Consider the following 22,102-nt stretch of genomic DNA (forward strand, 5'->3'; position numbering starts at 1 on the left):
TTCCCACTTACTTTTTTATACCTCAATTTCTGTATCTTCCATATCCTGTTGTTGTTAAATAGAAATTGCCCAACCAGCGAACTGATCGGGCAATTTTTTGGCTCCCCTTGTTGGACTCGGACCAACGACCCTGCGGTTAACAGCCGCATGCTCTACCGACTGAGCTAAAGAGGATCATATATTTTCCACTTCACGAGAGGAAAGGAAATCAATCCTTGCCCTTTCGTTGGTGTGAAAACCGATTTTGTGTTTTTACTGTGATGTCGCGGATGCGAATTTTATTTGCATCCGAGAATTCATTACACGCCGTGTGATGAATTCGCGGCGAAAAAACCAAATATTTTTTGATATCTATGGAAAACGGGCTTTTAGGAATTATTCCTAAAAAGCCCGTTTTTCCTTGATTTCATGCGACAAAATCGATTGACATCTTTTTCATCACACATACTTGGCGGAGAAGGAGGGATTTGAACCCTCGCGCCGGTTTCCCGACCTACGCCCTTAGCAGGGGCGCCTCGTCACCACTTGAGTACTTCTCCAAAATGGCAGCGTTCATTTTTCCGCTATTCTGTTTTATGCACCAGCCGCCGGTTCCTTAAATGGCGGAGAAGGTGGGATTCGAACCCACGGAACATTGCTGTTCAACGGTTTTCAAGACCGCCTCCTTAAACCACTCGGACACCTCTCCCCGGTCTTGCGGCTTAGAGTGCGTTAATAATGATAACATATCCTTCCGTCGCTGTCAATATTATCGCCAAGATTTCGCACCGAAAAACATCTTCTATATTTTTTGGGGGAAATATGCTTTCAAACAGTTCTTTTTGCAAATAATCATCCACCGGCAAATGAACTGTTCCGGAACCAGAGGACAGTTCACGAGCCGGTGGTTTTCGGGATGCAAAGAAACAGGCGCCCGGGCAGGCGCCTGTTTCTTACAAATTGAAATTATTCCGCATTATCCACAAGGACAACTTCCGTATTACCGGCTTTGGCCTGCTTCTCAACAGCTGCCATCAGTACTTTCACGGACTCGCTGGACGAAGTTGCGCCAGCCACAGCCTCGATTTTATCGGCAGTACCAGCGGCTTTGACGTTTTCCTCAAGCTGGGGAATCCACTCGGAAGGAAGCGGATCCATCGGGTAAGTCTCTGCCGTGGCTTCGCTCTTCAGGTTGCCGTTGGCATCCTTCGCATCAAAATCCACATCCGTGATCACGCCGTCCTTATAAGTGACGGACAGATACTCCGTCCAATCATGGGACGGTTCCTTGTACTGGGCGGTATATGTGCCGTCCTTGATGCTGCCGCTGCCGCCGCAGGCCACCAGAGAAAGCGCCAGCACAGCCGCCAGAGCCAAAGTAAGCAGTTTCTTCATAGGGAATTACCTCCTAATTCAATCGCAAAACTCTGCTTGTGAAAGTTTTGTCATGGTTAGAATATCATTATCTGCACTGTAAGTCAACAGCAAAATAGTTACAATTCCTATTTTTTTACTCTGCTATCATCAATGCCCGTAAAACTATCTTTCCCATCCTGTGCCCAATCATGCAACACGCATGGGTGTCTGTTCCTTGGCAGCAACGCGCAGCACCGGCGCTTTGGGCGCGGGACGGAACAGGTTTTTCTCAGCCTGATACGCGGCATAAGCCAGTGCCGCACAGGCAGGCGTCAGCAGCATTTCCGCGCAAAGTTTTCCGGCGCCATAGGCTTCTACAAAGCAGATCGCGCCCAATACCAACAGAACGACCGCCATACGCAAAAAAAAGCTTTTCATTTCCTTTTTCATCATGATTCCTCTTTTCACAGCTTGAATCGCTGAATATTTCCTCTGTGTTTTCACAATAATACAACCGTTAGTTGTTGTCAAGACCGTTTAACAACTTTTTTTACAATTTAAAAGAAAAACCCGCTTTACTTTGACAACCATAAGTAGTAAAATCAAATATAGAATGATAGATAGAAATGAGGCATCCGCATGTTTGCACAACGTTTGAAAGAGCTGCGCAAGCTGAATGGGCTCTCCCAGGCGGCGCTTTCCAGCCTGCTGGGCGTCACGCAGCAGGCTGTCGGCAAGTGGGAGACCGGGCGTTCCACCCCGGACCCACAGACGCTCGCGCGCGTTGCCGCTTACTTTAAAGTAAGCACCGATTATTTGCTGGGCTGTGCTCCCGCCCCTATCACCTCCGCCGTTGCGGCAGCAGATGGTCCCCGTGAATTTCCCATACCCATTATCGGCACAGTGCGCGCAGGTTTTGGCGCGTTCGCCTTTGAAGAGGACTACGGCGAGGAATACGCCCGCGTAAAAGACCCCGGCAGTTATTTTTATCTGTTGGTAAAAGGCGACAGCATGGAACCCCGCATCAGCGACGGTGACCTTGCTCTGGTGCACCGCCAGCCCACGCTCGAGAACGGAGATCTGGGTGTCGTTATTTTCGGAGAGGGTGAGGGAACGCTGAAAAAATTCATCCGGCGGGGCAACACCATCATCCTGCAGCCCTTCAACAATGTATATGCGCCGCAGATCATCATGGGTGAAGATCTGGAACACCTATATATCGCCGGCAAGGTTGTGGAGACACGTGCACGCTGGTAGACCGCTCCTCTTTGTCTCTCAGGATATCAGAATATTTGTCCCATAATACGTACTTTTGGAGGAAATATGCCAGCAACTGAAATTTACCTGATACGCCACGGCCAGACCGATTACAACCGGCAGTTCCGTCTGCAGGGCCGCAGCGATATTCCGCTGAACAGGCTCGGGCTCGCCCAAGCCCGGGCTGCGCACGAAGCATTGCGCGGCGTTCATTTTGACGCTGTATACGCAAGCCCGCTGCGGCGTGCGGTAGATACCGCATGTATCGTCTCGGGCTGGCCCGAAGAAAAAATAGAGCTGGACCCACGCCTGATCGAGATTGGTTTCGGCATTTGGGAAGGCAGCGATTTCCGCACGCTTGGCCCTGCCGGTACGGCCTTTTTTGAAACGCCGCAAAATTATACGCCGCCGCAGGGCGGCGAAAGCCTGGATTCCGTGCTGCGCCGCACCGGAGGTTTTCTGGATGCCCTTCAACAACTGCCGGAGGATCGGCACGTCCTTGTCGCCAGCCATGGCGCTGCACTGAACGCGCTCTACCTGCAGATCAAAGGACTTCCTCTCTCCCTGTTTTGGACGCATCGTTTCGGCAATTGCAGCATTGTCCGCCTGGGCCTCTCCGGCGGCAGGCTGTCGGTTCTGGAGGAATATCCGGAGCCGGTCGCCCCCGCCTGAGCCCGGGGGGGACCGCGCGCCGGGAGCATGCCGGCCGCGGAAATTGCACAAAAGCGCGTGCAATGACGCCCCTGTGTAAGGAAAACCTCTTTTTTCTTATTTGAAATCCCACAAAGCCCTGTGAAAAAACACGTGTTTCGTCAGGGCTTTCTTTTTTACACCCTTTTCAAAACCGCCGTATACCGGCACGGAGGAACGAGCATGGATGTGCTGGAAAAACTAACGATCCTGACGGACAGCGCAAAATATGACGTGGCCTGTACATCCAGCGGCTCCGAGCGGCCGGGCGACGAGACCGGCCTTGGCAGCACTGTGGCCGCCGGGCTGTGCCATGCCTTTGCGGCTGACGGCCGGTGCATCAGCCTGCTGAAGGTGGTGCTGAGCAACTGCTGCGTTTACGACTGCAAATACTGTGTGAACCGTGTGACCAATGATGTGCCCCGCGCCGCCTTTACGCCGCGCGAACTGGCGGATCTGACCATCGGGTTCTACCGCCGCAATTACATCGAAGGGCTGTTCCTCTCCAGTGCGGTGCTGCGCAGTCCGGATTACACGATGGAACAGATGATCGGCGTGCTGGAGCTGCTGCGGGGCGAGTACCGCTTTCGCGGTTATATCCACGCAAAAGCCATTCCCGGAGCGGACCCGGCGCTGGTGGCGCGGCTCGGCCTGCTGGCGGACCGCATCAGCATCAATATCGAACTTCCCAGTGAGCGGAGCCTTTCGCTGCTGGCTCCAGACAAGAGCAAACGCGCCATTCTTGCCCCCATGAAGCAGGTGAGCCAAAGCGTCACGCAAAGCAAAGCCGAGCTGATGCGGTATCGCAAAGCCCCGCAGTTCGCGCCCGCGGGGCAGAGCACGCAGATGATCATCGGCGCAAGCCCCGAAACGGATTATCAGATTTTGCGGCTGACCGAGGGGCTTTACCAAAAATACAGCCTGAAGCGCGTATTTTTCTCCGCCTACATTCCGGTGGCCGAGGATTCGCTGCTGCCCGCGCTGGACACCAAACCCCCGCTGCTGCGCGAGCACCGGCTGTATCAGGCCGACTGGCTGCTGCGCTTCTACCAGTTTTCCGCCTCCGAGATCCTCGACGAGCAGCATCCGGACTTCAATCCCTACCTGGACCCCAAATGCAACTGGGCCGTCCATAACATGCATTTGTTCCCTGTGGACGTAAACCGCTGTTCCTACGAAATGCTGCTGCGGGTTCCGGGCATCGGCGTAAAAAGCGCCCAGCGCATTCGGGTGGCCCGGCGCAGCGGGCAGCTGGACCTTGCCGACCTGAAGCGTATCGGCGTGGTGCTCAAACGGGCCCAGTATTTCATCACCTGCAAAGGCTTTTCCCGTGGCGTGACTGCCGGGCCGGAGGCCACCGTGCGCGCCCTGCTCGACCCCGCCGCCTTTGGCGTTGGCACGGAACAGCTAAGCCTGTTTGCCGCGCCCGCCGTACAGGAGCTGGCGGCACAGGGAATGCGCCCTGCGTCGGCCGCGCGGGAAGTATGTGAGGAGGCGGTCTCGTGCCTGGCACGTCAGATGTGATCTACCTGTACGACGGCAGCTTTGAAGGGCTTTTGTGCTGCGTGCACGAAAGCGTATATACCCATGAGCTTCCTGTGGATATCCAGCCCGAAGAAGCGGCCCAGCCTACGCTGTTCCGCCAGAAATATATCGCAGCAGACGAGGAAAAGGCTGCGCGCGTCTACGATTCCATTCCCCGGAAGATCTCGCCCGACGCGGCCGCTCTGGTGCAGTGCGTATTTTTGAGCTGTATACCGGGCAAGGAGCTGGCGATTCTCCGCTTCCTTCTGCTGGGCTATCGGCGCGGACGGCAGACGATGTATCTGTTGTCCCACACTGCTGTTCAGCCGATGCTGGCCGCGCGGCAGAATCTGCTGAACGAAGCCCATCTGCTCAAGGAATTCCTGCGTTTTTCTGACTACGACGGGGCTTTGGCCGCGACCATCACGCCGAAAAACTATGTGCTCCCCTTTCTGAAAGAGCATTTCTGCTCCCGCCTGAAGAATGAAACCTTTCTGATCTTCGACCGTACTCACAAAGCCGCACTGGTCTGGCAGGACCGCAAAGCGCGGATCATCTCCCTGGATACGCTGGAGCTGCCGCCCGCCACCGCCGAGGAGCTGCGCTACCGCGTCCTTTGGAAGCGATTTTACAAGACCATCGCCATCGCTGCGCGGGAAAACCCCCGCTGCCGCATGACGCACTGTCCCAAAAGATACTGGGAAAACATGCTGGAGATGGAGGATGAGCTGCGGCGCACGCCGGACAGTCTGGATGCCTTGCCAGCCGCCGCGCCCGCCTTGCTCCCACAAAAGGAGGGGCATTATGGAGCCCAATATTCCTTCCCCCGTTTGCCGTAAAGACGGCGTCGAGATACACGCCGCCGTCCCTAAGGACATCACAGAAGCCTTTTCCGTCATTGCGGTACGGGAAAACGGCGCCTGGCTTCTGGTGCGCCACAGCGCGCGAAAAACCTGGGAGCTCCCCGGCGGACACCGGGAGCCGGACGAAACACCGCTGGAGGCCGCATGCCGTGAACTATACGAGGAAACGGGCGCTTTGAGGTTCCGTCTGTGCGCCTGCGGCTGCTATAGCGTCACACAGGGCGGACAGACGAGCTGGGGTGCACTGTTTCTGGCGGAGGCCATCACGCGCGGCCCTCTGCCCGAAAGCGAAATCGCGCAAGTACGTGCCTTTGCCGCACTGCCCAGCGCGCTCACCTACCCGACGATACAGCCCGTACTCCACGCTTGTGCGGAGAAATACCTGCGCGGCGGCGCGCTGGAAAACGCACCTCTCTTCCGCGCGCCCGTACGGAAGGGGGAACGCCCGTGAACGATGCTCTCTATCTTCGCGCCGTGGGGATTGCCGCCGCGGTGCAGCCTGATTATTCCTTTTTCCTGCCGGCTGTTCGGGCGCTGGCCCGTATGGGGCGCCTGCGGCTGGAAAAACCTGTCACGTTTTTGGTGGGAGAAAACGGCACGGGCAAATCCACGCTGCTGGAGGCCATCGCGGCGGCATGGGGTTTCAATCCCGAGGGCGGCACGCGGAATTTCCGCTTCTCTACCGCCAGAACGCACGCGGAGCTGTACCGCTCGCTGGTGCTGCAGCGCGGCCCGCGCCGCCCCCGGGATGGTTTTTTCCTTCGGGCAGAAAGCTTTTACAATGTTGCCACAGAGATCGACCGTCTGGATGAGATTGCGCCGCTGAAAGGCGCCTACGGCGGCCGTTCGCTTCATGAGCAGTCCCACGGTGAAAGCTTTCTCGCGCTTGTACTCAACCGTTTTTCAGGCAGCGGCCTGTACCTGCTGGACGAACCGGAGGCCGCTCTTTCGCCCGCGCGTCAGCTTGCGCTTCTGGCTGCTCTGGACGGACTGGTCCGCAAAAATTCCCAGTTTCTCATCGCCACCCATTCCCCGCTGCTTCTGGCGTATCCGAACGCCGAAATTTTTGTTTTGAGCGAACGGGGCATCGAAAAAACGCCCTACCGGCAAACAGAGCCTTACCTTTTGACCAAACGCTTTCTGGAGGCGCCTGAACGTATGCTGAACGAGCTGCTCGGAACGGAGGAGGAAGCATTCGAGGCCAGATAAGTCCGACGTCCGCAGACATAAAACAGACGGACAAGAAAGAATAGATACAGATCTAGGAAAAGCTGGCGGTGGCCAAGCAATGCAGCTTTGCGAAGCAAAATACAGGCCATGGGACGAACGCCGCAAAAAAGGTTGCGGCTGCGCCCGTAGACACGTACCGGAGAAGCGGAAAGCCTCCCTTGCAGATAATCGTGCTAAAAACGCAGCTCTTAGCGTTCAGACGGCCTTTTTTGCGCAAAATAGCCTCGCGATGCTCCACAGGGTCTGTGCCAAGACGTGTAGAACGAAGCGGCCGCCGAAGGCCGCCATGTCGCGGCGACCGCGGTCGAAAACCCTGTTCGCAGGCAGATTGGCGAAAAAGCTGCGCTTTTCCGCCAATCCGAATGCACTTTCCCTGCCGGGAAGCTGCTTTTCCGCATTCTGCCTGTTCCTGCCCGGCAGAAAACCGGTCTGTGGAACTGTGCCGTCCATGTGTCCTCTCTTTTTTCGATTTCTGTTTTGCAACCCTGTTTCCAATCATTTATAATAAAGGAGGATTCCTAACATGTCCGATCCGGAATACATCGGGCGCATCGCCCGCAGCATCGCGCCATGCGGGCTGGTCTGCGCCCTGTGCGGCAAGCCGTCCTGCAAGGGCTGCCGGGAGAGTACGGATGCCGAGCTTTCCTGTTTGTGCCGCCAGCGTACATGCTGCCGGGAGAAAGGCTTCTCCGGATGCTGGGAATGCCCGCTTTTTCCCTGCGGGGAGGGCATGTTTTCCTCTGCGCGGAGCAGCAGCAGACGCCTTACCGCCTTTGTGCGCTGCGTGCGGGAGGACGGCGCAGACGCGCTTGCGTCGTATCTGGCCGCCAATGAAGCGCAGGGCCTACTGTACCATCGCGACGCAGTGCATTTTACCGGCGATTATGACATATCGGAAGATGAGGCGGAGATTTTACGCCTGCTGCGGGAGGGATCCAAACCATGATTCCGGGCGCATGGCGCGCCTGATTTTTGCAAAGAGGTGTTTTGAATGAAAGTACTGCTGTTAAACGGCAGCCCCCATGCGAAGGGCTGTACCTACACTGCGCTGGCTGAGGCTGCCGGCGCGCTGGAGGCTGCCGGTGTGGAAACGGAATTTGTCCATATCGGTACAAAGGCGATCCGCGGCTGCATCGGCTGCGGCAAATGCCGGGAGGCAAAGCGCTGCGTTTTTGACGACGATCCTGTAAATGAGGCCATCGAAAAAGCCCGGGCCTGCGACGGCTTCATTTTCGGTTCCCCTGTGTACTATGCCTCGCCCAACGGCGCTGCGCTGGCGTTTCTGGACCGGTTGTTCTACGCGGGCGGCAGCGCGCTGCGGTACAAGCCCGGCGCGGCGGTCGTCTCGGCCCGGCGCGGCGGCACAACCGCCGCGCTGGACGCGCTGAACAAATATTTTACCATCAACTGTATGCCGGTAGTATCTTCAAAATACTGGAACATGGTGCATGGCAACACGCCCGATGAGGTGCGGCATGACCTGGAAGGCATGCAGGTGATGCGCACACTGGGACGCAATATGGCCTGGCTGCTCAAATGCATTGAGATCGGCCGCGCGGCCGGCATCACCACGCCGGAGCCGGAACCGCCCGTGCGCACAAATTTCATCCGCTGAGGACGCTCTTTTGTTCAACAACCGCCGCCCGGCGGACATTCCGGAGGCAAAAAATGACCCCTGAAACAAACGCGCTCATTCCCGTGGGCATTGCCGCGCTGTGCTTTTTACTCGCTTTTCTGTATGGACAGCACCGGCGGGCACTGGCGCTGCGCCGCCGTGTGGCGGAAAGCTTCGGTCAGACGCCGGCAGAGCCGGAACGGCCCCGCGCCATGACACGGGAATTCTGGGAACTCCTGCGCGCAGGCGAGCCTGCCGGCCAGTGCATCGACGACGCGACCTGGAACGACCTGGACATGGACGACGTGTTCGCGCGCATTGATATCTGCCAAAGCGCCGTGGGGCGTGCCTGCCTTTATGCAGTGCTGCACCGCCTGAACACCGGGCCGGAGCTTGCCCGGCGCGCCCGCCTCTGCGGCCTTTTCGCGGCGCGGCCCGCGCTTCGGCTGAATGTCCAGCTCTGCCTTGCACGCCTGGGCCGCAAGCGCGGGCAGGAATTCGCCGGTTTCCTGTTTGACCCATCTCCCATGCGTCTGCCGCTGGCCGGGTTGTACCGCATTTGTATGTTTCTTCCCTTTCTGGCATTGCCCTCACTTTTCTTCGGGCCGTGGGCGTTGTGCTTTCTTGCCGCCTGCGTGTTGAACACGGCGCTGTATTATCACGCCAAAGATAAAATACGCGCGCATCTGGACACATTGGGTTATTTTTCAATGCTGCTTTCTGCGGCAAAGCGCCTTTCCCGGCTCGTGCAAGCCGACGCGCCCCAGCTTTCCGATGCGCTGAACGATGCCGCCCGGCCGCTGAAGGCGGTTTCCGGCGGCGTGGGGGCGCTGGCTCGCCCCTCCACGGGCGAGCTGAACGACATGCTGTTCGAGCTGATGGGGGCACTGACGCTGGCGCCCCTGCTGTATTACGACCGCGCCGTCCGTGTGATGCAGCGCGAACACGCTGCGCTGCTGCGCCTGTGCATGCTGCTGGGCGAAACGGAGCTTGCCATAGCCGCGCTTTCATTCCGTGAGAGTCTTCCCCTCCGGTGTACGCCGGAATTTACTTCCGAAATGGCACTTGTCTGCGACGAACTGTACCATCCGCTCCTGGAAACGCCCGTGGCGAACAGCGCGGTATTCCGGCGCCACACATTGTTCACTGGTTCCAATGCGTCCGGCAAATCCACATTCATCAAAGCACTGGCCGTCAACGCCATTCTGGCGCAGACGCTGGGCGTATGCGCCGCCCGTGCATTCACGCTGCCCCGGGCGCTGGCGGTATCCTCCATGGCGGTTTCCGACAACCTCTGCGCCGGAGACAGCTATTTTGTGGCGGAGCTGAAATCTCTGCGCCGCCTGCTGGCCTGCGCGCAAACCGGAACGCCCTGCCTGTGCTTTATTGACGAGATTCTGAAGGGGACCAACACCGTGGAGCGCATCGCAGCCTCGGCGGCGGTGCTGCGCCATCTGGCCGGGTGCCGCTGTCTGTGCTTCGTCGCCACCCATGACCGGGAACTGACGGAAATGCTTGCGGGCCTGTATGAAAACCGCCACTTCTCCGAACAGGTGGGGCCGGAGGGCGTCACCTTTGACTATCTGCTCAGGGAGGGTCCCGCGCACACACGCAACGCCATCGCGCTGCTGGCGCAGTTGGGTTTCCCTGCAAAGGTGACGCAGGCGGCGGAGGATGCGGCCCGCGCCTTCGAGGCGGAGGGACGGTGGCCCGCGGAACGGAGCGGCAGAAAGGATAATTGTGGCACCTGCTTTCCGGAAACGCCCTGCAGCTGGGACAAAGCAGCGAAAAAATGATGTACAGGCTGTCTTTCTCGCCCTGAAAGCACCCGGTACGCCATGGCCTATGTGAATACCGGCGGCCTTCACCGCGGCTTATGCGCTTTCCCGCATCGACCTCGTGCCCGATTTTATCCCTATGCCGAGATACCCGGACGACCTTTTGCTTTTGCCGCTGTCGGCGGCATGCACCGTAAGGCAAATCCCGCCGCAGATTTTTACCGCATGCAGTCCACGGGCCGATGGTCTGGTCTGTGGAATGAAGGCAGACCCAAACGCTGGTACTGCGCCATTCCTACCGCTCCGGCATGGGCCCTGGGGCTGCTGCTTTTGAAAGCCGTGCTTTGAGAAAGCCCGCGCAGGACCGCCCCCCGGACGGAAAGGAGAAATTCCTGAATGCATATGCCTGATGCCATTCCCGAAAATATGTTCGCGCCGTGCGGCATGAACTGCATGGTATGCTATAAGCACTGTACCGTTTGCAAAAGCGTGCGTCCCTGTGCAGGATGCCTGAACGGGGACGAAGGCAAGCCGCGTCACTGCCGTGCCTGTGCCATCAGGGACTGCTGCCGTGAAAAGGGCCTGCGCTATTGCCTTGAATGCACCGCGTTCCCCTGCCGGCGCCTGAACCGTCTGGAAAAAAGCTATCGTACGCGCTACGACGCCAGTCTTTTGTCCAACAGCCGCGCCGTTCTCACACGCGGGCTTGCCGTCTTTCTGGAGAATGAACGGCAAAAATATACCTGTTCCGTGTGCGGCGGCATTGTTTCGCTGCATGACGGTGTGTGCGGAACCTGCGGCGCATCCACGGCCGCGCTGGAATAGAAGCATGCGCTGCGCGGTGCCGGTCGCGGAAAAAGGAACCTTTCCGCTGCGCGATTTTTGTGCTATACTCTTTTTGTGGCTGCAAGCGTATCGGCGCACAAAGGTGCCGGGACGCCCGGCGGACGCGGCAAGATCCGCGCAGCCGCCGCAGGAATGAAATAGAAACGGAGAAATGAAACATGATCGAGATCACCATGGAAAACGGCAAGACCATCCGCATTGAACTGGACGCCGAGGCCGCGCCTATCACGGTGGAAAATTTCACAAAGCTGGTGAAACAGGGTTTTTATGACGGCCTGACGTTCCACCGCATCATTCCCGGCTTTATGATCCAGGGCGGCTGTCCCGAGGGCACCGGCATGGGCGGCCCGGGCTATGGCATCAAAGGCGAATTTGCCGCAAACGGCGTTGAAAACCCCATCCGCCATACCCGCGGCGTCATCAGCATGGCCCGCAGCCAGATGCCCAACTCCGCGGGCAGCCAATTCTTCATCATGCATGCCGACGCGCCGCATCTGGACGGCAGTTACGCCGCTTTCGGCCATGTGGTGGAAGGCATGGACGTTGTCGACGAGATCGCGTCCGTCGCCACGGATTTCCGCGACAAGCCCAAAACGCCCGTTGTGATGAAGTGTGTGAAGGTCGTGGACTGAGATGCGCCTGTTTAAAAAACTGTTCTCGTTTTTCTGGGACAGGAGCCTGCTGATCTTTCTTATCATCGGCGGGCTGAACACACTCGTCAGCATGGTCGGCAGCCAGCTTTTGTACGGCGCGCTGGGCTATTGGGGCGCGACCGCGCTGATGTTCACCGTATGCAGCGTGTTCAGCTTTATCTTCAACCGGAAATACAGTTTTGAAAGCAAGGCCCCTCTGCTGCAAAGCGCCGTGCGCTTTTCTGTGGTCATCGCGGTGTGCTACCTCATCAGCTTCGGCCTTTCGGATTTTCTGGTGCCGATGTTCATGGGGCGCTTCTTTCCCGCTGTTTCCACAGACTGGCAGGCGCGCATCGCCATGCTGGTAGCGCAGGTGATCTTTACCGCCTGCAACTATCTGGGGCAGCGCCTGTGGGCTTTTAAAGAATAAGCCCGTTCCGCATCCCATTTTTGCAAAAAAGCCTTTGCCCCGGACATTGCGTCCCGGGGCAAAGGCTTTTTCCGTATCTGCAATCGGCGGTGCCGGGCCGGAGACGGGATGGCCTGCGGCCTTTTCGCGCCGCGCTCCGTTCCATCACTCCCGCCGCGGCGCACCGGCAGCGCTTAAGGCTCCGGCCCGCGTCTCCTCCTCTTCATGAAACGCAGAGTGCTCACCGAAGGAGGGCACGAACAGGAATTTCCGGATGGCAAAGATCAGCGCGATGGTGACGATGCCGATGAGATTTTCCAGCGGCGAAGTATGCTCCACCACCATCTGCCGGGCGATGGCGAACAGAAGCACCTCAATGGCGGAGCCGGGCGTATGCTTTGCCAGCATCTTGATAAACTCCACGCCGATGATCAGGTTGAACGCGTGGCCCAAAAACACTGTAAAGCCCTCGTGGGCTTTCGGATCGCCCGCAAGGCTGAACACCTCGCGCACCACCTGTATACCCGCGATAACAATGGCGATGAGCACGATGATGGAAATGGAGATTTCAATAACGCTTGCAAAAAACGCTACCTTGCGCCGTAAATATTCCTTGACACGCACGGCAAATCCTCCTTTTCTGCTGCTCCGTCCCGGCCGCGCTCAGCCAGCCAAAGGCCTGTGGACGCACGCTTTGCGGTAAACCGACCAAACGAACAGGCAAACCGCGGCGTTCACCGCCAGAATGATTCCTTCACTGCACCACATGCTCCGCAGCAGCCCCAACTGGGACAGCGCCGCGGGAATATTCGCCGCGGCATGCAGCAGCACCGCCGCGAAATAGTACCAGATGGGAACGCGCCGGGTGACCGCCATCCACACCAGGATGGACAGCGCCATATGCAGCGCCATTGCCGCGATGCGTTCTACACCGGCAGCCCAGAACGCGCCCGCCCCCGCGGCCCCAAGCGCGTCCGTTACCTGCGGCGCGGCGGGCGCGCCCAGCATCACCGCAGCGTTCACGGCGGCGTTCACCCCTGCCAGCAGCGCAGCCTCCACGCCGCCGTGGCCAATGCCGTAGCCTACGCCCAACGCCAGATCCCTGTCTTTTTTGCACAGCAGCGACAGACCCATCAGGCGGCCTGTTTCCTCAAACAGGCCCGCGGCAAGGCAGCCGTAAGCCGTATAGGCCGCCGGATACAGCGTAATAGCCGGAAACAGGGAGAACACCGCCGCGTGGAGCAGCTGCTCCAGCACCAACGCATAGCCGATGAAACAACCGGCGCCCACCAGCGCGGCCAGCAAGCCGCGGCCTGTTTTACGCTTGAGGACGGCAAGCGCCGCAACAGGCAGTGCGATGGAAACCAGCACCGTAAAAATGCATCCTGCAATGGATGCGGCTGAGAAGACGGGGGCAGCAGACACAGAGCATCCTCCTTTTCCGGACGTTGACACCGCTTATTGAAACAGAGAACCTGACAGCCGATACCGGAGCGTCCACCCCTTTTTGGCGGCATTCGCCGGGTGGCTTGTACTTTGCCGCGCAAAGATGCATGGCCTTGCCACCGCCAGCTTTTTCCCCGGATTTTTCTTTTTTATCTCTTTGCCTTTTTCGACAGTCTGCGTCCGTCCCTTTTCAAGAAGCGGACGTTTCTCCGGTTTGTTACGGTTTTTTTGCAAAGGGAACGGATGCGATGATGGCGCACCATACGAGCTGATACGCCAGCACCGTGCCCAGAGAAAGGCCCGTAAGGCCCTCGTAAAAGCCCAACGCCACACTGAGCACCGCACCCAGCGCCACAGCGGCCGTCTGCACAACGCCCGCAAGGCGTTCGCCTGCGGCCGCGCGCGCGGCCGCGCGCATGCCGCCCAGGAAGGACGCGCATGCACCTGTGTGCATCATCACGCCCTCGCTCTCGGGACGGTAGGCAAGCTCGGTCTCCAGGGCGTCCTGCTCATGCTGAGACAGCACCTTGACCGTTCCCTCCGGAATGCCGTAAGTCGCGGCCACCAGCGGCGCGGTAATGTTGAAATCGTCTGCCTGCACCAGCACGCTGATACCGCTCTGCGCCAGACTGTCCAATGTTTCTGCGGCGCGGCGGTCGGGCCGGTAGCTGACGAGGAACATGCCGAACAGCTTGCCCGCCACCGCAAGATAGATGGGAGAGCGCTGGCCGTTCTTCGTATATTTTTTCTCGTAGTCCAAAGAGGGTACTTCAATGTCATGGCGCTTCATCATCTCGCGGCTGCCCAGCAGAACACGGCGGTGCTCGATCCACCCGGTAAAGCCGTAACCGATTTCCACCGAGGCGTTTTCCACACCGGCCAGCAGCTTCTCGTTGTTGTCCAGCATGCCCATGAACACGCCGCGCAGCGTCTCGCAGCTGGGCGACAGCAGGCTGGCTGCATAAAGGATGGCAATGTCGATGCGCTCTTTTTCAAAGGTTTTGATGCCGTGCAGGCGCACGCTGCCCGCGGGGAACAGCTCCCGCGCGCTCAGCAGCACCGTGTTGGCGCTCCCCAGTGTTTCCACTGCGCTCGGCCCCGGAACCACGGCGCCGCAGCGGGACGTAGCCTGCTGCATCAGGCTGGTGGGCAGCGCGTACACAAGCGTCGCCGCCAGAGGCGCGCTCAGGCTCAAGGCCGCAGCCAGGCCGGAGAGCGCAGATATCACGCCGCCGCCCTTTACGCCTGCGACAACAGCGCACACCAGCGCCGCGCCGCCCAGGCCCCAGCACAGCTTCTGCACCATGGCGTCCGCCGCGCGGGGAGAAAAGCTCTGGCGCAAAAAGCCCTTGACCAGCGCTGTAGGACGGTTCAGCAGCAGACGCGGTTCCGGCTCGCCCAAACCGTCGCACAGCCGCTTTGCCAGCTGTTCCTTTTCCAGCAGAAACGCGGCCGCATGCTCCTCGCCGGAGCTTGCCAGCGCAAAATTCGCGCACACAGCGCGGATCTGCAGCCATTTGCCCAGCGCGTTGCCGCACAGCAGCAGCGCCGCCACGGGCGCAAACAGCGTCACGGCCTCCGGATCAAAATTTTTCGCATCAAACAGCAGCGCCGCATTCTGCAGCGCCGCTCCCACCACGGCCAGCGCAGTGAAGCTGTCGGACGTAGGCTGGAGCGCAAGGCCCCGCAGGCCTGCCCCCAGCGTGGTGATGGAGCTGAAAGCCGCTACGGCCAACAGAACGAAATTTGTGACAAGATAAGTAAGCGGAGCCGTGTGCGGGTCCAGCACGCCAATGGGCGGCAGCCAGCCCGTGCGGGCCGAGAGACCCAAATACAACAGGAACAGCGTCAGCACGCCCGTAAGCACGGTGCGCGCCAGGCGCGTCTGGCGCATGGAAGCCAGTTCCTGGGCAACCGCCGGCGCGTCGGACAGGCGGTTGTATTCTCCTATCTCCTCCTCCGGTGCCAGCGCGCCGGAGTTTTTCCTGCGCAGCGGCTCGTATTCGCCCGTGCCGTCGCCGTCCAGCGGGATATCGATGTCCATTGCGCGGGTATCGCGCCGCTTGCGCGCAGCGCCCAGGTCGAATGTGTCGGCTCTGGCAATGGCCCGCGCCAAAAAGGAGGCGGACATAGGTGCGGGCGTGTCCTGCGGGTTTACCTGGGGCACGTCCAGATCCAGCGTGCTGCCGAAAGTGCGCCCATTGGCTCCGGGCGCGCCCTGCTCCGGCGCATCCGCCCGGCCCGGCACGGGCGCTTCCGGAATGCACTGCTCGGGGCGGATGGCGTCAAATTCCCCGGTATAGCCTTCTTCCAGGGCGGCCTCATAGTACTCGCCTGCCTCGCCCTGGGCAAACTCATCCTCGAATTCCTCTTCCTCTTTTTTGGCAAACAGCTTTGCCCAGAAGCCGCTCTTTTCTTTTTTACGGCGGCCGCTCTCACCCAGCGTAGGGTCGTCGATCACAGCGGTTGCGAAGAAATCGCGGAAACGGTCGTCTACTTCGCCGAACAGATTGTTTCCCGTAACGGGGGCGGCCTGCTCCTGTTCCTGCGCCGGCTGGGAGCCGCGCCGGAGCACCGCCTCCCGCGCCGCGCTCAGCACGGCTTCGCCCGCGGCGCTGTGCAGCGTATTTTCCGCCTCGCGGCGTGCCTCTTCCATAATGCGCGCGCGTTCCTCCGCCTGCTTTTGCGCCTCGGCCTCGGAATACGCCTTAATGTCCGGCAGCTCCACCGTGGGCACTTCGTCCTCAACAGGAGCGGGCTCCGGTTCAGGCTCCGCCGCGGGTTCCGGCGCTTTCTCGGGAGCGGGCTGGGGAATCTCGGGCAGCGGATCGTTTTTTTCGTGGGCAAACGCAGGCACCGGCAGCAAGATCGGCTCTACCGGAGCGCGCTTTTTTCCGGTCCCGACGCCCAGTTCGGATAAAATGGCGTCCAGGTCCGCATCCGAACTCTGTACCGGACGGACTGCCGCGGGCGCGTCCGCACGCTTCTTCTGCACCTGCTCGAGGATATGGTCGAGCTCTGAAGCTGTGATATGCGGTTTCTGATCGCTCAAATAGAACCCTCCGTTCCGCGCTGGCGCATGATCTCATACAAAATAATGCCGGTGGCGACCGACACGTTGAAACTGTCCACCCCCGTGCCGCCGCCCGCCATGGGCAGACTGAGAACACCGTCGCACAGGGACTTCACCAGCGGCGAAACACCGCTGCCCTCACTGCCCGCCACCAGCGCGATGGGGCCTGTAAGGTTTTGCTGGAAAGCGGGGCGTCCGTCCATGTCCGCGCAATAGACAAATACATTCTGCGCCTTCAGCCTGCGGACAGCCTCGCCGATGTTGGCCACACGCGCCACGGGCAGCCTTGCCGCCGCGCCCGCGCTGCTTTTAAGCACAGTAGGTGTAACAGGTACGCCGCCGCGCCGCGGTATCACCACGCCGTGAGCACCGCACAGCAGCGCCGTGCGGATGATCGCGCCCAGGTTATGGGGATCCTCCACGCCGTCCGCCAGCAGCAAAAAGGGCGGCTCGCCCCGGCGCGCCGCCTCGGCCAGCAAGTCATCCAGCGAGACATAATCCACACTGGCCGCCCACGCCGCAACGCCCTGGTGGCCTTCCGTGCCGCACATGCCGCGCAGCTTGGCCGCGTGCACACGCTTGACCACAGCGCCCGCCTCGCGGGCGATGGCCGTATAATATCCCGCCTGTGCGGCGTTCATGGTATCCTGTACGAACACGGTATCCACGGCCGCACCGCTTTTGAGCAGCTCCGTCACGGCATTTTTGCCGTACACAATTGTGGAATCCTGCTCTGTTTTGTGTTCAAATCTATCGTTTTTCTTCTCTGCCCGTTCCATCCGCAGCCTCCAGAATTTTCAAAAAAGCCCCGCCCGTCCGGTTCCCGCACACTGCGCTCCGCATGCGGCGTGCGCGCAGCCGCGCAGCGGCCTCAACAAAACCACACTTGCTGCGGTTTTGCGTGTTTCAACGTTCTCAAACCCATGCGCACCGGCGCATCCGCGTGTGCCGGACACACGCGCAGCCGCGCAAGCGGCGGGTTTGAGGCTATTATAACACGACGCCGCGCAGCGGCCTCGACAAAACCGCACTTGCTGCGGTTTTGCGTGTTTCAATGTTCTCAAACCCATGCGCACCAGCGCATCCGCGTGTGCCCGGCACACGCGCAGCCGCGCAAGCGGCGGGTTTGAGGCTATTATAACACAGATACCGCATCTTTGCTATAATTTCCGCCGGATTTCGGGCATTTTCGCCTGAGGCTGACAACGGCGCGCTTACAAAAGGAACCACAGCAGCACAGCGGCGGCCGTGGCAGCCGCTGCCCACAGCGCGGCGCGCGCGCCCGGTCCCAGCGGCAAAATACTGCGCCGCCACGAAACCAGGCCGGAAACATATTTTTCCGCCGCATCCTGCTGGCACCCCAACTGCACCGCGCGGCTTTCCGGCTTAAAAAACACCAGCACCCGTTCGATGCTCTCGTCCTGCGGCTCCACAATTTCCACCACACACTTGTTTACGCCTTTCATTCCGGTCCCCCTTTCCCGCCCGCCTGCCGCGGGCTTACGGAAAGTTTTGTCTCCGGTGCGCAATTTAAACAATTTCTTCTTTTAAATTTCGGCGTTCACTGTTTAATGGAATTCGTAAAGGTGCATATACATTTTGTAAAAGGTAATTTTTTCCTTATTGAATGTTGAAAACCCTGTTGAAAGTGTTGACAACCCGCCTGTTTTGCCCATTTGCGGGCTTTTTGAGAGAAGTTTTCGACTGTGTTTTCAACACCCTGTTGAAAACTTTCCACAAAACCCCGGGTTTATTCCAAAGTGTCAAGTTGGAATTTTGACGATTTTAAACGGGAAACATTTTCACTTTTCGCCGTTTTTACAAAAAATTCGCGCAAGGTTTACACCTTTACGCACCTTGAAATTTTTGCAAATATACCTGGGAATCGCTTCCATCGCGGGCGGCCTTCCATGCATTTTTCTGCGCTTGCCGCAGGGCGGCGTTTGTGATATCATTCATTTAGACGAGCGTCGAAAGAAAAGCAGCGGAAGGAGCGGTGCGCGCGTGTTCGACAAAACGTTCAAAGCCCTGTCCGACCCCACCCGCCGCCAGATCCTGGAGCTGCTGCGCAGAGGGCCGAAAAGCGCCGGTGAGATATCCGAACAGTTCGGCACCAGCGGAGCCACCATCTCCCACCATCTTTCCGTTCTGAAAGACGCGGGCCTGGTGAGTGACGAAAAGCGCGGCAAGTATATTTTTTACGAGCTGGACACCAGTGTTTTACAGGACATGCTTGCATGGGTGGCCGGTTTTGCAAAGGGAGACGGCGATGAAACAAAGCAATAAAACAGAATGGGCCATCTGGGGCGTGTGCGCCCTGTCGTTTGCCGTGACGCTGGCGCTGCTGCCTCTGCTGCCCGCACGCATCCCCGTCCATTGGAACGTGGACGGGCAGATCGACAGCTGGGCGGCACGCCCGGGAGCGTTTTTCGGCCCGGCCATGGGGCTGGGCCTGAGCCTTTTGATGAAATTTCTGCCCTACATCGACCCGCGCCGCCGCAGCTATGAAAAGTTCGGCCGCGCGTACGATGCGTTCCGGCTGGCGCTGGCGCTGTTCGTGCTTATCCTGCAGGGCGTTACGCTGTACGCTGCGTTTTATCCGGATGGACTGGATGTTTCCCGCATCATTGCCGCCTGTGTGGGCGCGCTGCTGTGCGTAGCGGGCAATTATATGCCCAAGTTCCGGCACAACTATTTCTGCGGTATCCGTACGCCGTGGACGCTGGCCAGCGAAACGTGCTGGCGGCGCACCCACCGCTTTGCGGGGCCGCTGTGGTTCTGGGGCGGTCTGGCGCTGGCGGCGGGCAGCTTTTTCCTCTCCGGCCGCTGGCTGGCCGCGGCCACGGCGGCTCTGGGAGCCGTGCTCGTCGTGCCCGCTTATCTTTATTCGTACTTTATTTATAAAAGCAGCGGTGAAGATTGATTTTGCCGCCGCGATGCGTTATACTATCCTTGGTTAAATTTGTGACAAGGGCTTGTCCTCTTTCACTGTGGGACCGATACGCGCTGGGCGGGCCAATGCGCTTGGAGCGCCCGCCCAAAACAGGAACGATTTTTTGGAGGGTAATGAATTATGCTGGTAAACGCTACCGAAATGCTGCAGAAAGCCCGCGACGGCCACTACGCCGTAGGCCAGTTCAACATCAACAATCTGGAGTGGACGAAGGCCGCGCTGCAGGCTGCGCAGGAAATGAACAGCCCCATCATTCTCGGCGTGTCCGAAGGCGCGGGCAAATATATGACAGGCTTCAAAACCGTCGCCGCCATGGTCAAGGCCATGATCGACACGCTGGGCATCACCGTGCCCGTGGCGCTGCATCTGGACCACGGCTCTTACGAGGGCGCCAAGGCCTGTGTTGAGGCCGGGTTCTCCTCCATCATGTTCGACGGCAGCCACTACGCCATCGACGAAAACGTGGCCAAGACCACCGAGCTGGTGGCTCTGGCTCACGAGAACGGCCTTTCCATCGAGGCCGAGGTCGGCAGCATCGGCGGTGAAGAGGACGGTGTTGTGGGCATGGGCGAGATTGCGGACGCCGCCGAGTGTGCGCGCATCGCTTCCCTGGGCATCGACTTCCTGGCCGCAGGCATCGGCAACATCCACGGTGTGTACCCGTCCAACTGGAAAGGCCTGGACTTCGACGCGCTGGAGAAGATCCACAACGCAACGGATCACATTCCCCTTGTGCTGCACGGCGGCACCGGCATCCCCGACGATATGATCAAAAAGGCCATCAGCCTGGGTGTTTCCAAGATCAATGTGAACACCGAATGCCAGCTCGCCTTCGCCAAGGCCACCCGTGAATACATCGAGGCCGGAAAGGACCAGCAGGGCAAGGGCTTTGATCCGCGCAAGCTGCTTGCGCCGGGCGCCGAGGCCATCAAGAACACCGTCAAGGAAAAAATGGAGTTGTTCGGCTCTGTGGGCAAGGCGTAAGCGCTGCCCACAGGCGTTCAGTACCTTTCAAAGCAACGGAAAAGCCCCCGGATTTCCCGCAATGGGAAAGCCCGGGGGCTTTTTCTGCACACCGGCGTATCTGCGTGCGGCGCCCCGCCAAAGCGCAAAAAAGCGGCGGCCCCATATGGAACCGCCGCCTGTGCCGGACATCCGGCTTATTTCGTCTGTACGCCGCCGATGAAGATTTTTTCCGGGTGCAGCGTCTCGTCCAGCACCAGTATGTCAGCGCGCTTGCCGGCGGTGATGCTGCCCAGCTCATCAAACAAGCCCACAGCCTGCGCCGGGTTGATGGTAGCCGCGCGCAGCGCCGCGTCCAGGGGCACGCCGAAGCTGACGGCGCGGCGGAAGCATTCGGCCAGGCAGGTAGCGCTGCCCGCGATGGTGCCGTCCTCCAGCGTGGCCTTGCCGTCCGTCATATACACAGTCTGGCCGCCCAGCGAATACACGCCGTTGGGCATGCCCGCGGCGCGCATGGAATCGCTGATGAGACACACGCGCTCGGCGCCGAACCAGCGGAACACACTGCGCACCACAGCCGGATGCAGGTGGATGCCGTCGGAGATCATCTCCACATGGGCCGCGTCATCGCTGGCCGCGCCCACGACGCCCGGGTCGCGGTGGTTGAACGGCGGCATGGCGTTGAACAGGTGCGTCACATGGGATGCGCCCGCGGCAAAGGCCGCCTTGGCCTGGTCGTAATTGGCCGTGGTGTGCGCAATGGACACCACGCATTTTTTGCTGGCCCGCTCGATGAAAGGCACCGCACCCGGCAGCTCCGGCGCAACGTCGATGAGCTTGATGGCGCCGCCGGACAGCTCATACAGGCGGTCAAACATCTCGATCTCCGGGTCCACAATGTATTTTTCCGCCTGAGCGCCCTTTTTCGCCTTGTTGAAGAAGGGCCCCTCCATATTGATGCCGCGCAGCACGGCGCCGCCGGTCTCTTTGTTGATGTAGGGCTTCGCAATGTTGAAGATATTGGTGAGGATGGGCTCGTCGAAAGCCATCGTGGTGCCGCAGAAGGCCGTTACGCCCTCGCCGCCCAGATAGGCGGACATTGTTTCGATGTGCTCCGCGCCCGCGTCGCAAAAATCAGAGCCTTTGGAGCCGTGGATGTGGATATCCACAAAACCCGGGGTGACGTATTTGCCGGAAACGTCCACTGCGTCGGGGCCGTCCAGCGTGCCGGGGGCAGCCACCTGAGCGATCTTTCCGTCCGCGATCTCCACGTCCGCCAGCACAAAGCGCGCGTCTTCGGTGAAAACAAGGCCGTTTTTCAGGATCATATTGATACACTCCTTTGATTGATCGTATGGTCTTGCGCGCCGGGTGGGGCGCGCGGATTTCCCTGCTTTCATTATAACGTTTTTTTCGGCGCGCAAAAGTTTTTTTTGCAAAAAAAGCGCTTTGTGCCAAGATTGCATATGATACGGCAAAACGCGCAAA

At 59.3% G+C, this 22,102-nt stretch carries 25 protein-coding genes and 3 tRNA genes; 16 read left to right on the forward strand and 12 right to left on the reverse strand.

Features of this window, described 5'->3' with window-relative positions:
• Positions 1 to 98: 98 nt before the first annotated feature.
• The 5 genes from IIY41_RS11990 to IIY41_RS12010 form a co-directional block, all read right to left on the reverse strand.
• Positions 99 to 174: transfer RNA gene (locus tag IIY41_RS11990), tRNA-Asn, on the reverse strand.
• A gap of 275 nt (positions 175 to 449) precedes the next feature.
• A tRNA-Ser gene (locus IIY41_RS11995) sits at positions 450 to 539 on the reverse strand.
• Positions 540 to 600: 61 nt separating this feature from the next.
• Positions 601 to 688, reverse strand: a tRNA-Ser gene (locus IIY41_RS12000).
• 257 nt (positions 689 to 945) lie between these two features.
• Positions 946 to 1,374, reverse strand: coding sequence for an FMN-binding protein (locus IIY41_RS12005; RefSeq protein WP_009322127.1), 429 nt, complete (start codon positions 1,372 to 1,374; stop codon positions 946 to 948).
• A gap of 168 nt (positions 1,375 to 1,542) precedes the next feature.
• Positions 1,543 to 1,788: a hypothetical protein gene (locus IIY41_RS12010; RefSeq protein ID WP_287400918.1), complete on the reverse strand. Its 246-nt coding sequence runs from the start codon at positions 1,786 to 1,788 to the stop codon at positions 1,543 to 1,545.
• Between the two features lie 186 nt (positions 1,789 to 1,974).
• On the opposite strand from IIY41_RS12010, the gene IIY41_RS12015 reads away from it, so the two are divergent.
• The 6 genes from IIY41_RS12015 (at position 1,975) to IIY41_RS12040 (ending at position 6,878) form a co-directional block, all read left to right on the forward strand.
• Positions 1,975 to 2,592, forward strand: coding sequence for a LexA family protein (locus IIY41_RS12015; protein WP_050004825.1), 618 nt, complete (start codon positions 1,975 to 1,977; stop codon positions 2,590 to 2,592).
• Positions 2,593 to 2,658: 66 nt separating this feature from the next.
• Positions 2,659 to 3,264, forward strand: coding sequence for a histidine phosphatase family protein (locus IIY41_RS12020; RefSeq protein WP_009322124.1), 606 nt, complete (start codon positions 2,659 to 2,661; stop codon positions 3,262 to 3,264).
• A 201-nt stretch (positions 3,265 to 3,465) separates the two neighbouring features.
• Entirely contained in the window at positions 3,466 to 4,806 is a 1,341-nt protein-coding gene (locus IIY41_RS12025; RefSeq protein WP_287400921.1) for a putative DNA modification/repair radical SAM protein, read from the forward strand.
• Positions 4,785 to 5,645 (forward strand): TIGR03915 family putative DNA repair protein, encoded by an 861-nt coding sequence (locus IIY41_RS12030; protein ID WP_287400923.1) that lies wholly within the window; start codon positions 4,785 to 4,787, stop codon positions 5,643 to 5,645. Before IIY41_RS12025 ends, IIY41_RS12030 begins: the two co-directional genes overlap by 22 nt.
• Complete coding sequence (locus IIY41_RS12035) at positions 5,611 to 6,120, forward strand: NUDIX hydrolase (protein ID WP_069955696.1); 510 nt, start codon at positions 5,611 to 5,613, stop codon at positions 6,118 to 6,120. The genes IIY41_RS12030 and IIY41_RS12035 overlap by 35 nt, the downstream gene beginning before the upstream one ends.
• Complete coding sequence (locus tag IIY41_RS12040) at positions 6,117 to 6,878, forward strand: AAA family ATPase (protein WP_287400926.1); 762 nt, start codon at positions 6,117 to 6,119, stop codon at positions 6,876 to 6,878. The genes IIY41_RS12035 and IIY41_RS12040 overlap by 4 nt, the downstream gene beginning before the upstream one ends.
• A 216-nt stretch (positions 6,879 to 7,094) precedes the next feature.
• Here the strand turns inward: IIY41_RS12040 and IIY41_RS12045 are convergent, their stop codons facing one another.
• Positions 7,095 to 7,349 (reverse strand): hypothetical protein, encoded by a 255-nt coding sequence (locus IIY41_RS12045; RefSeq protein ID WP_155201119.1) that lies wholly within the window; start codon positions 7,347 to 7,349, stop codon positions 7,095 to 7,097.
• Between the two features lie 73 nt (positions 7,350 to 7,422).
• On the opposite strand from IIY41_RS12045, the gene IIY41_RS12050 reads away from it, so the two are divergent.
• The 7 genes from IIY41_RS12050 (at position 7,423) to IIY41_RS12075 (ending at position 12,200) form a co-directional block, all read left to right on the forward strand.
• Positions 7,423 to 7,845, forward strand: a complete 423-nt coding sequence (locus IIY41_RS12050) for a DUF3795 domain-containing protein (protein ID WP_155201118.1) — start codon at positions 7,423 to 7,425, stop codon at positions 7,843 to 7,845.
• A gap of 45 nt (positions 7,846 to 7,890) precedes the next feature.
• Positions 7,891 to 8,514 (forward strand): flavodoxin family protein, encoded by a 624-nt coding sequence (locus IIY41_RS12055; RefSeq protein ID WP_009322117.1) that lies wholly within the window; start codon positions 7,891 to 7,893, stop codon positions 8,512 to 8,514.
• A 53-nt stretch (positions 8,515 to 8,567) separates the two neighbouring features.
• Positions 8,568 to 10,310, forward strand: a complete 1,743-nt coding sequence (locus IIY41_RS12060; RefSeq protein WP_287400929.1) for a MutS-related protein — start codon at positions 8,568 to 8,570, stop codon at positions 10,308 to 10,310.
• Positions 10,311 to 10,365: 55 nt separating this feature from the next.
• Positions 10,366 to 10,626, forward strand: a complete 261-nt coding sequence (locus IIY41_RS14105) for a DUF1232 domain-containing protein (protein WP_082052129.1) — start codon at positions 10,366 to 10,368, stop codon at positions 10,624 to 10,626.
• A gap of 62 nt (positions 10,627 to 10,688) precedes the next feature.
• Entirely contained in the window at positions 10,689 to 11,117 is a 429-nt protein-coding gene (locus IIY41_RS12065; RefSeq protein ID WP_009322115.1) for a DUF3795 domain-containing protein, read from the forward strand.
• Between the two features lie 179 nt (positions 11,118 to 11,296).
• Positions 11,297 to 11,770 carry a peptidylprolyl isomerase gene (locus IIY41_RS12070; RefSeq protein ID WP_009322114.1) on the forward strand — a complete coding sequence of 158 codons (474 nt, stop codon included), beginning with the start codon at positions 11,297 to 11,299 and terminating at the stop codon, positions 11,768 to 11,770.
• 1 nt (position 11,771) lies between these two features.
• Positions 11,772 to 12,200 (forward strand): GtrA family protein, encoded by a 429-nt coding sequence (locus IIY41_RS12075; RefSeq protein WP_009322113.1) that lies wholly within the window; start codon positions 11,772 to 11,774, stop codon positions 12,198 to 12,200.
• A 144-nt stretch (positions 12,201 to 12,344) separates the two neighbouring features.
• On the opposite strand, the gene IIY41_RS12080 is transcribed toward IIY41_RS12075, so the two are convergent.
• The 5 genes from IIY41_RS12080 to IIY41_RS12100 form a co-directional block, all read right to left on the reverse strand.
• A complete protein-coding gene (locus IIY41_RS12080) occupies positions 12,345 to 12,803 on the reverse strand; it encodes a phosphate-starvation-inducible PsiE family protein (RefSeq protein WP_287400933.1) in 459 nt (152 codons plus the stop codon).
• A 39-nt stretch (positions 12,804 to 12,842) separates the two neighbouring features.
• Positions 12,843 to 13,604, reverse strand: a complete 762-nt coding sequence (locus IIY41_RS12085; RefSeq protein WP_050004831.1) for a YhfC family glutamic-type intramembrane protease — start codon at positions 13,602 to 13,604, stop codon at positions 12,843 to 12,845.
• A gap of 238 nt (positions 13,605 to 13,842) precedes the next feature.
• Complete coding sequence (locus IIY41_RS12090) at positions 13,843 to 16,677, reverse strand: hypothetical protein (protein WP_155201116.1); 2,835 nt, start codon at positions 16,675 to 16,677, stop codon at positions 13,843 to 13,845.
• On the reverse strand, positions 16,674 to 17,477 hold the full coding sequence (gene rlmB / locus IIY41_RS12095) for a 23S rRNA (guanosine(2251)-2'-O)-methyltransferase RlmB (RefSeq protein WP_117461300.1): 804 nt from the start codon (positions 17,475 to 17,477) through the stop codon (positions 16,674 to 16,676). The genes IIY41_RS12090 and rlmB overlap by 4 nt, the downstream gene beginning before the upstream one ends.
• A gap of 435 nt (positions 17,478 to 17,912) precedes the next feature.
• Entirely contained in the window at positions 17,913 to 18,164 is a 252-nt protein-coding gene (locus tag IIY41_RS12100) for a hypothetical protein (protein WP_009322108.1), read from the reverse strand.
• A gap of 538 nt (positions 18,165 to 18,702) precedes the next feature.
• On the opposite strand from IIY41_RS12100, the gene IIY41_RS12105 reads away from it, so the two are divergent.
• The 3 genes from IIY41_RS12105 (at position 18,703) to fba (ending at position 20,635) form a co-directional block, all read left to right on the forward strand.
• On the forward strand, positions 18,703 to 18,984 hold the full coding sequence (locus tag IIY41_RS12105) for an autorepressor SdpR family transcription factor (protein ID WP_009322107.1): 282 nt from the start codon (positions 18,703 to 18,705) through the stop codon (positions 18,982 to 18,984).
• Entirely contained in the window at positions 18,968 to 19,621 is a 654-nt protein-coding gene (locus IIY41_RS12110; RefSeq protein ID WP_009322106.1) for an SdpI family protein, read from the forward strand. Before IIY41_RS12105 ends, IIY41_RS12110 begins: the two co-directional genes overlap by 17 nt.
• Before the next feature lie 150 nt (positions 19,622 to 19,771).
• Complete coding sequence (gene fba / locus IIY41_RS12115) at positions 19,772 to 20,635, forward strand: class II fructose-1,6-bisphosphate aldolase (protein WP_009322105.1); 864 nt, start codon at positions 19,772 to 19,774, stop codon at positions 20,633 to 20,635.
• Positions 20,636 to 20,811: 176 nt separating this feature from the next.
• Here fba and nagA read toward each other — a convergent pair whose 3' ends face one another.
• Positions 20,812 to 21,942, reverse strand: coding sequence for an N-acetylglucosamine-6-phosphate deacetylase (nagA, locus tag IIY41_RS12120; protein ID WP_009322104.1), 1,131 nt, complete (start codon positions 21,940 to 21,942; stop codon positions 20,812 to 20,814).
• Between the last annotated feature and the right edge of the window lie 160 nt (positions 21,943 to 22,102).

Source organism: Ruthenibacterium sp. (assembly GCF_017421385.1).
In the GTDB taxonomy this organism is placed as follows: domain Bacteria; phylum Bacillota; class Clostridia; order Oscillospirales; family Ruminococcaceae; genus Ruthenibacterium; species Ruthenibacterium lactatiformans.

Excerpts from the sequence above, each read along its gene's own strand:
- IIY41_RS12020 (WP_009322124.1), top strand. The coding sequence starts at position 2,659 with ATGCCAGCAACTGAAATTTACCTGATACGCCACGGCCAGACCGATTAC.
- IIY41_RS12060 (WP_287400929.1), top strand. The coding sequence starts at position 8,568 with ATGACCCCTGAAACAAACGCGCTCATTCCCGTGGGCATTGCCGCGCTG.
- IIY41_RS12005 (WP_009322127.1), bottom strand. The coding sequence starts at position 1,374 with ATGAAGAAACTGCTTACTTTGGCTCTGGCGGCTGTGCTGGCGCTTTCT.
- fba (WP_009322105.1), top strand. The coding sequence starts at position 19,772 with ATGCTGGTAAACGCTACCGAAATGCTGCAGAAAGCCCGCGACGGCCAC.
- IIY41_RS12045 (WP_155201119.1), bottom strand. The coding sequence starts at position 7,349 with ATGGACGGCACAGTTCCACAGACCGGTTTTCTGCCGGGCAGGAACAGG.
- IIY41_RS12110 (WP_009322106.1), top strand. The coding sequence starts at position 18,968 with ATGAAACAAAGCAATAAAACAGAATGGGCCATCTGGGGCGTGTGCGCC.
- IIY41_RS12055 (WP_009322117.1), top strand. The coding sequence starts at position 7,891 with ATGAAAGTACTGCTGTTAAACGGCAGCCCCCATGCGAAGGGCTGTACC.
- IIY41_RS12070 (WP_009322114.1), top strand. The coding sequence starts at position 11,297 with ATGATCGAGATCACCATGGAAAACGGCAAGACCATCCGCATTGAACTG.
- IIY41_RS12015 (WP_050004825.1), top strand. The coding sequence starts at position 1,975 with ATGTTTGCACAACGTTTGAAAGAGCTGCGCAAGCTGAATGGGCTCTCC.
- IIY41_RS12100 (WP_009322108.1), bottom strand. The coding sequence starts at position 18,164 with ATGAAAGGCGTAAACAAGTGTGTGGTGGAAATTGTGGAGCCGCAGGAC.
- IIY41_RS12065 (WP_009322115.1), top strand. The coding sequence starts at position 10,689 with ATGCATATGCCTGATGCCATTCCCGAAAATATGTTCGCGCCGTGCGGC.
- IIY41_RS12010 (WP_287400918.1), bottom strand. The coding sequence starts at position 1,788 with ATGATGAAAAAGGAAATGAAAAGCTTTTTTTTGCGTATGGCGGTCGTT.
- nagA (WP_009322104.1), bottom strand. The coding sequence starts at position 21,942 with ATGATCCTGAAAAACGGCCTTGTTTTCACCGAAGACGCGCGCTTTGTG.
- rlmB (WP_117461300.1), bottom strand. The coding sequence starts at position 17,477 with ATGGAACGGGCAGAGAAGAAAAACGATAGATTTGAACACAAAACAGAG.
- IIY41_RS12050 (WP_155201118.1), top strand. The coding sequence starts at position 7,423 with ATGTCCGATCCGGAATACATCGGGCGCATCGCCCGCAGCATCGCGCCA.
- IIY41_RS12025 (WP_287400921.1), top strand. The coding sequence starts at position 3,466 with ATGGATGTGCTGGAAAAACTAACGATCCTGACGGACAGCGCAAAATAT.
- IIY41_RS12035 (WP_069955696.1), top strand. The coding sequence starts at position 5,611 with ATGGAGCCCAATATTCCTTCCCCCGTTTGCCGTAAAGACGGCGTCGAG.
- IIY41_RS12075 (WP_009322113.1), top strand. The coding sequence starts at position 11,772 with ATGCGCCTGTTTAAAAAACTGTTCTCGTTTTTCTGGGACAGGAGCCTG.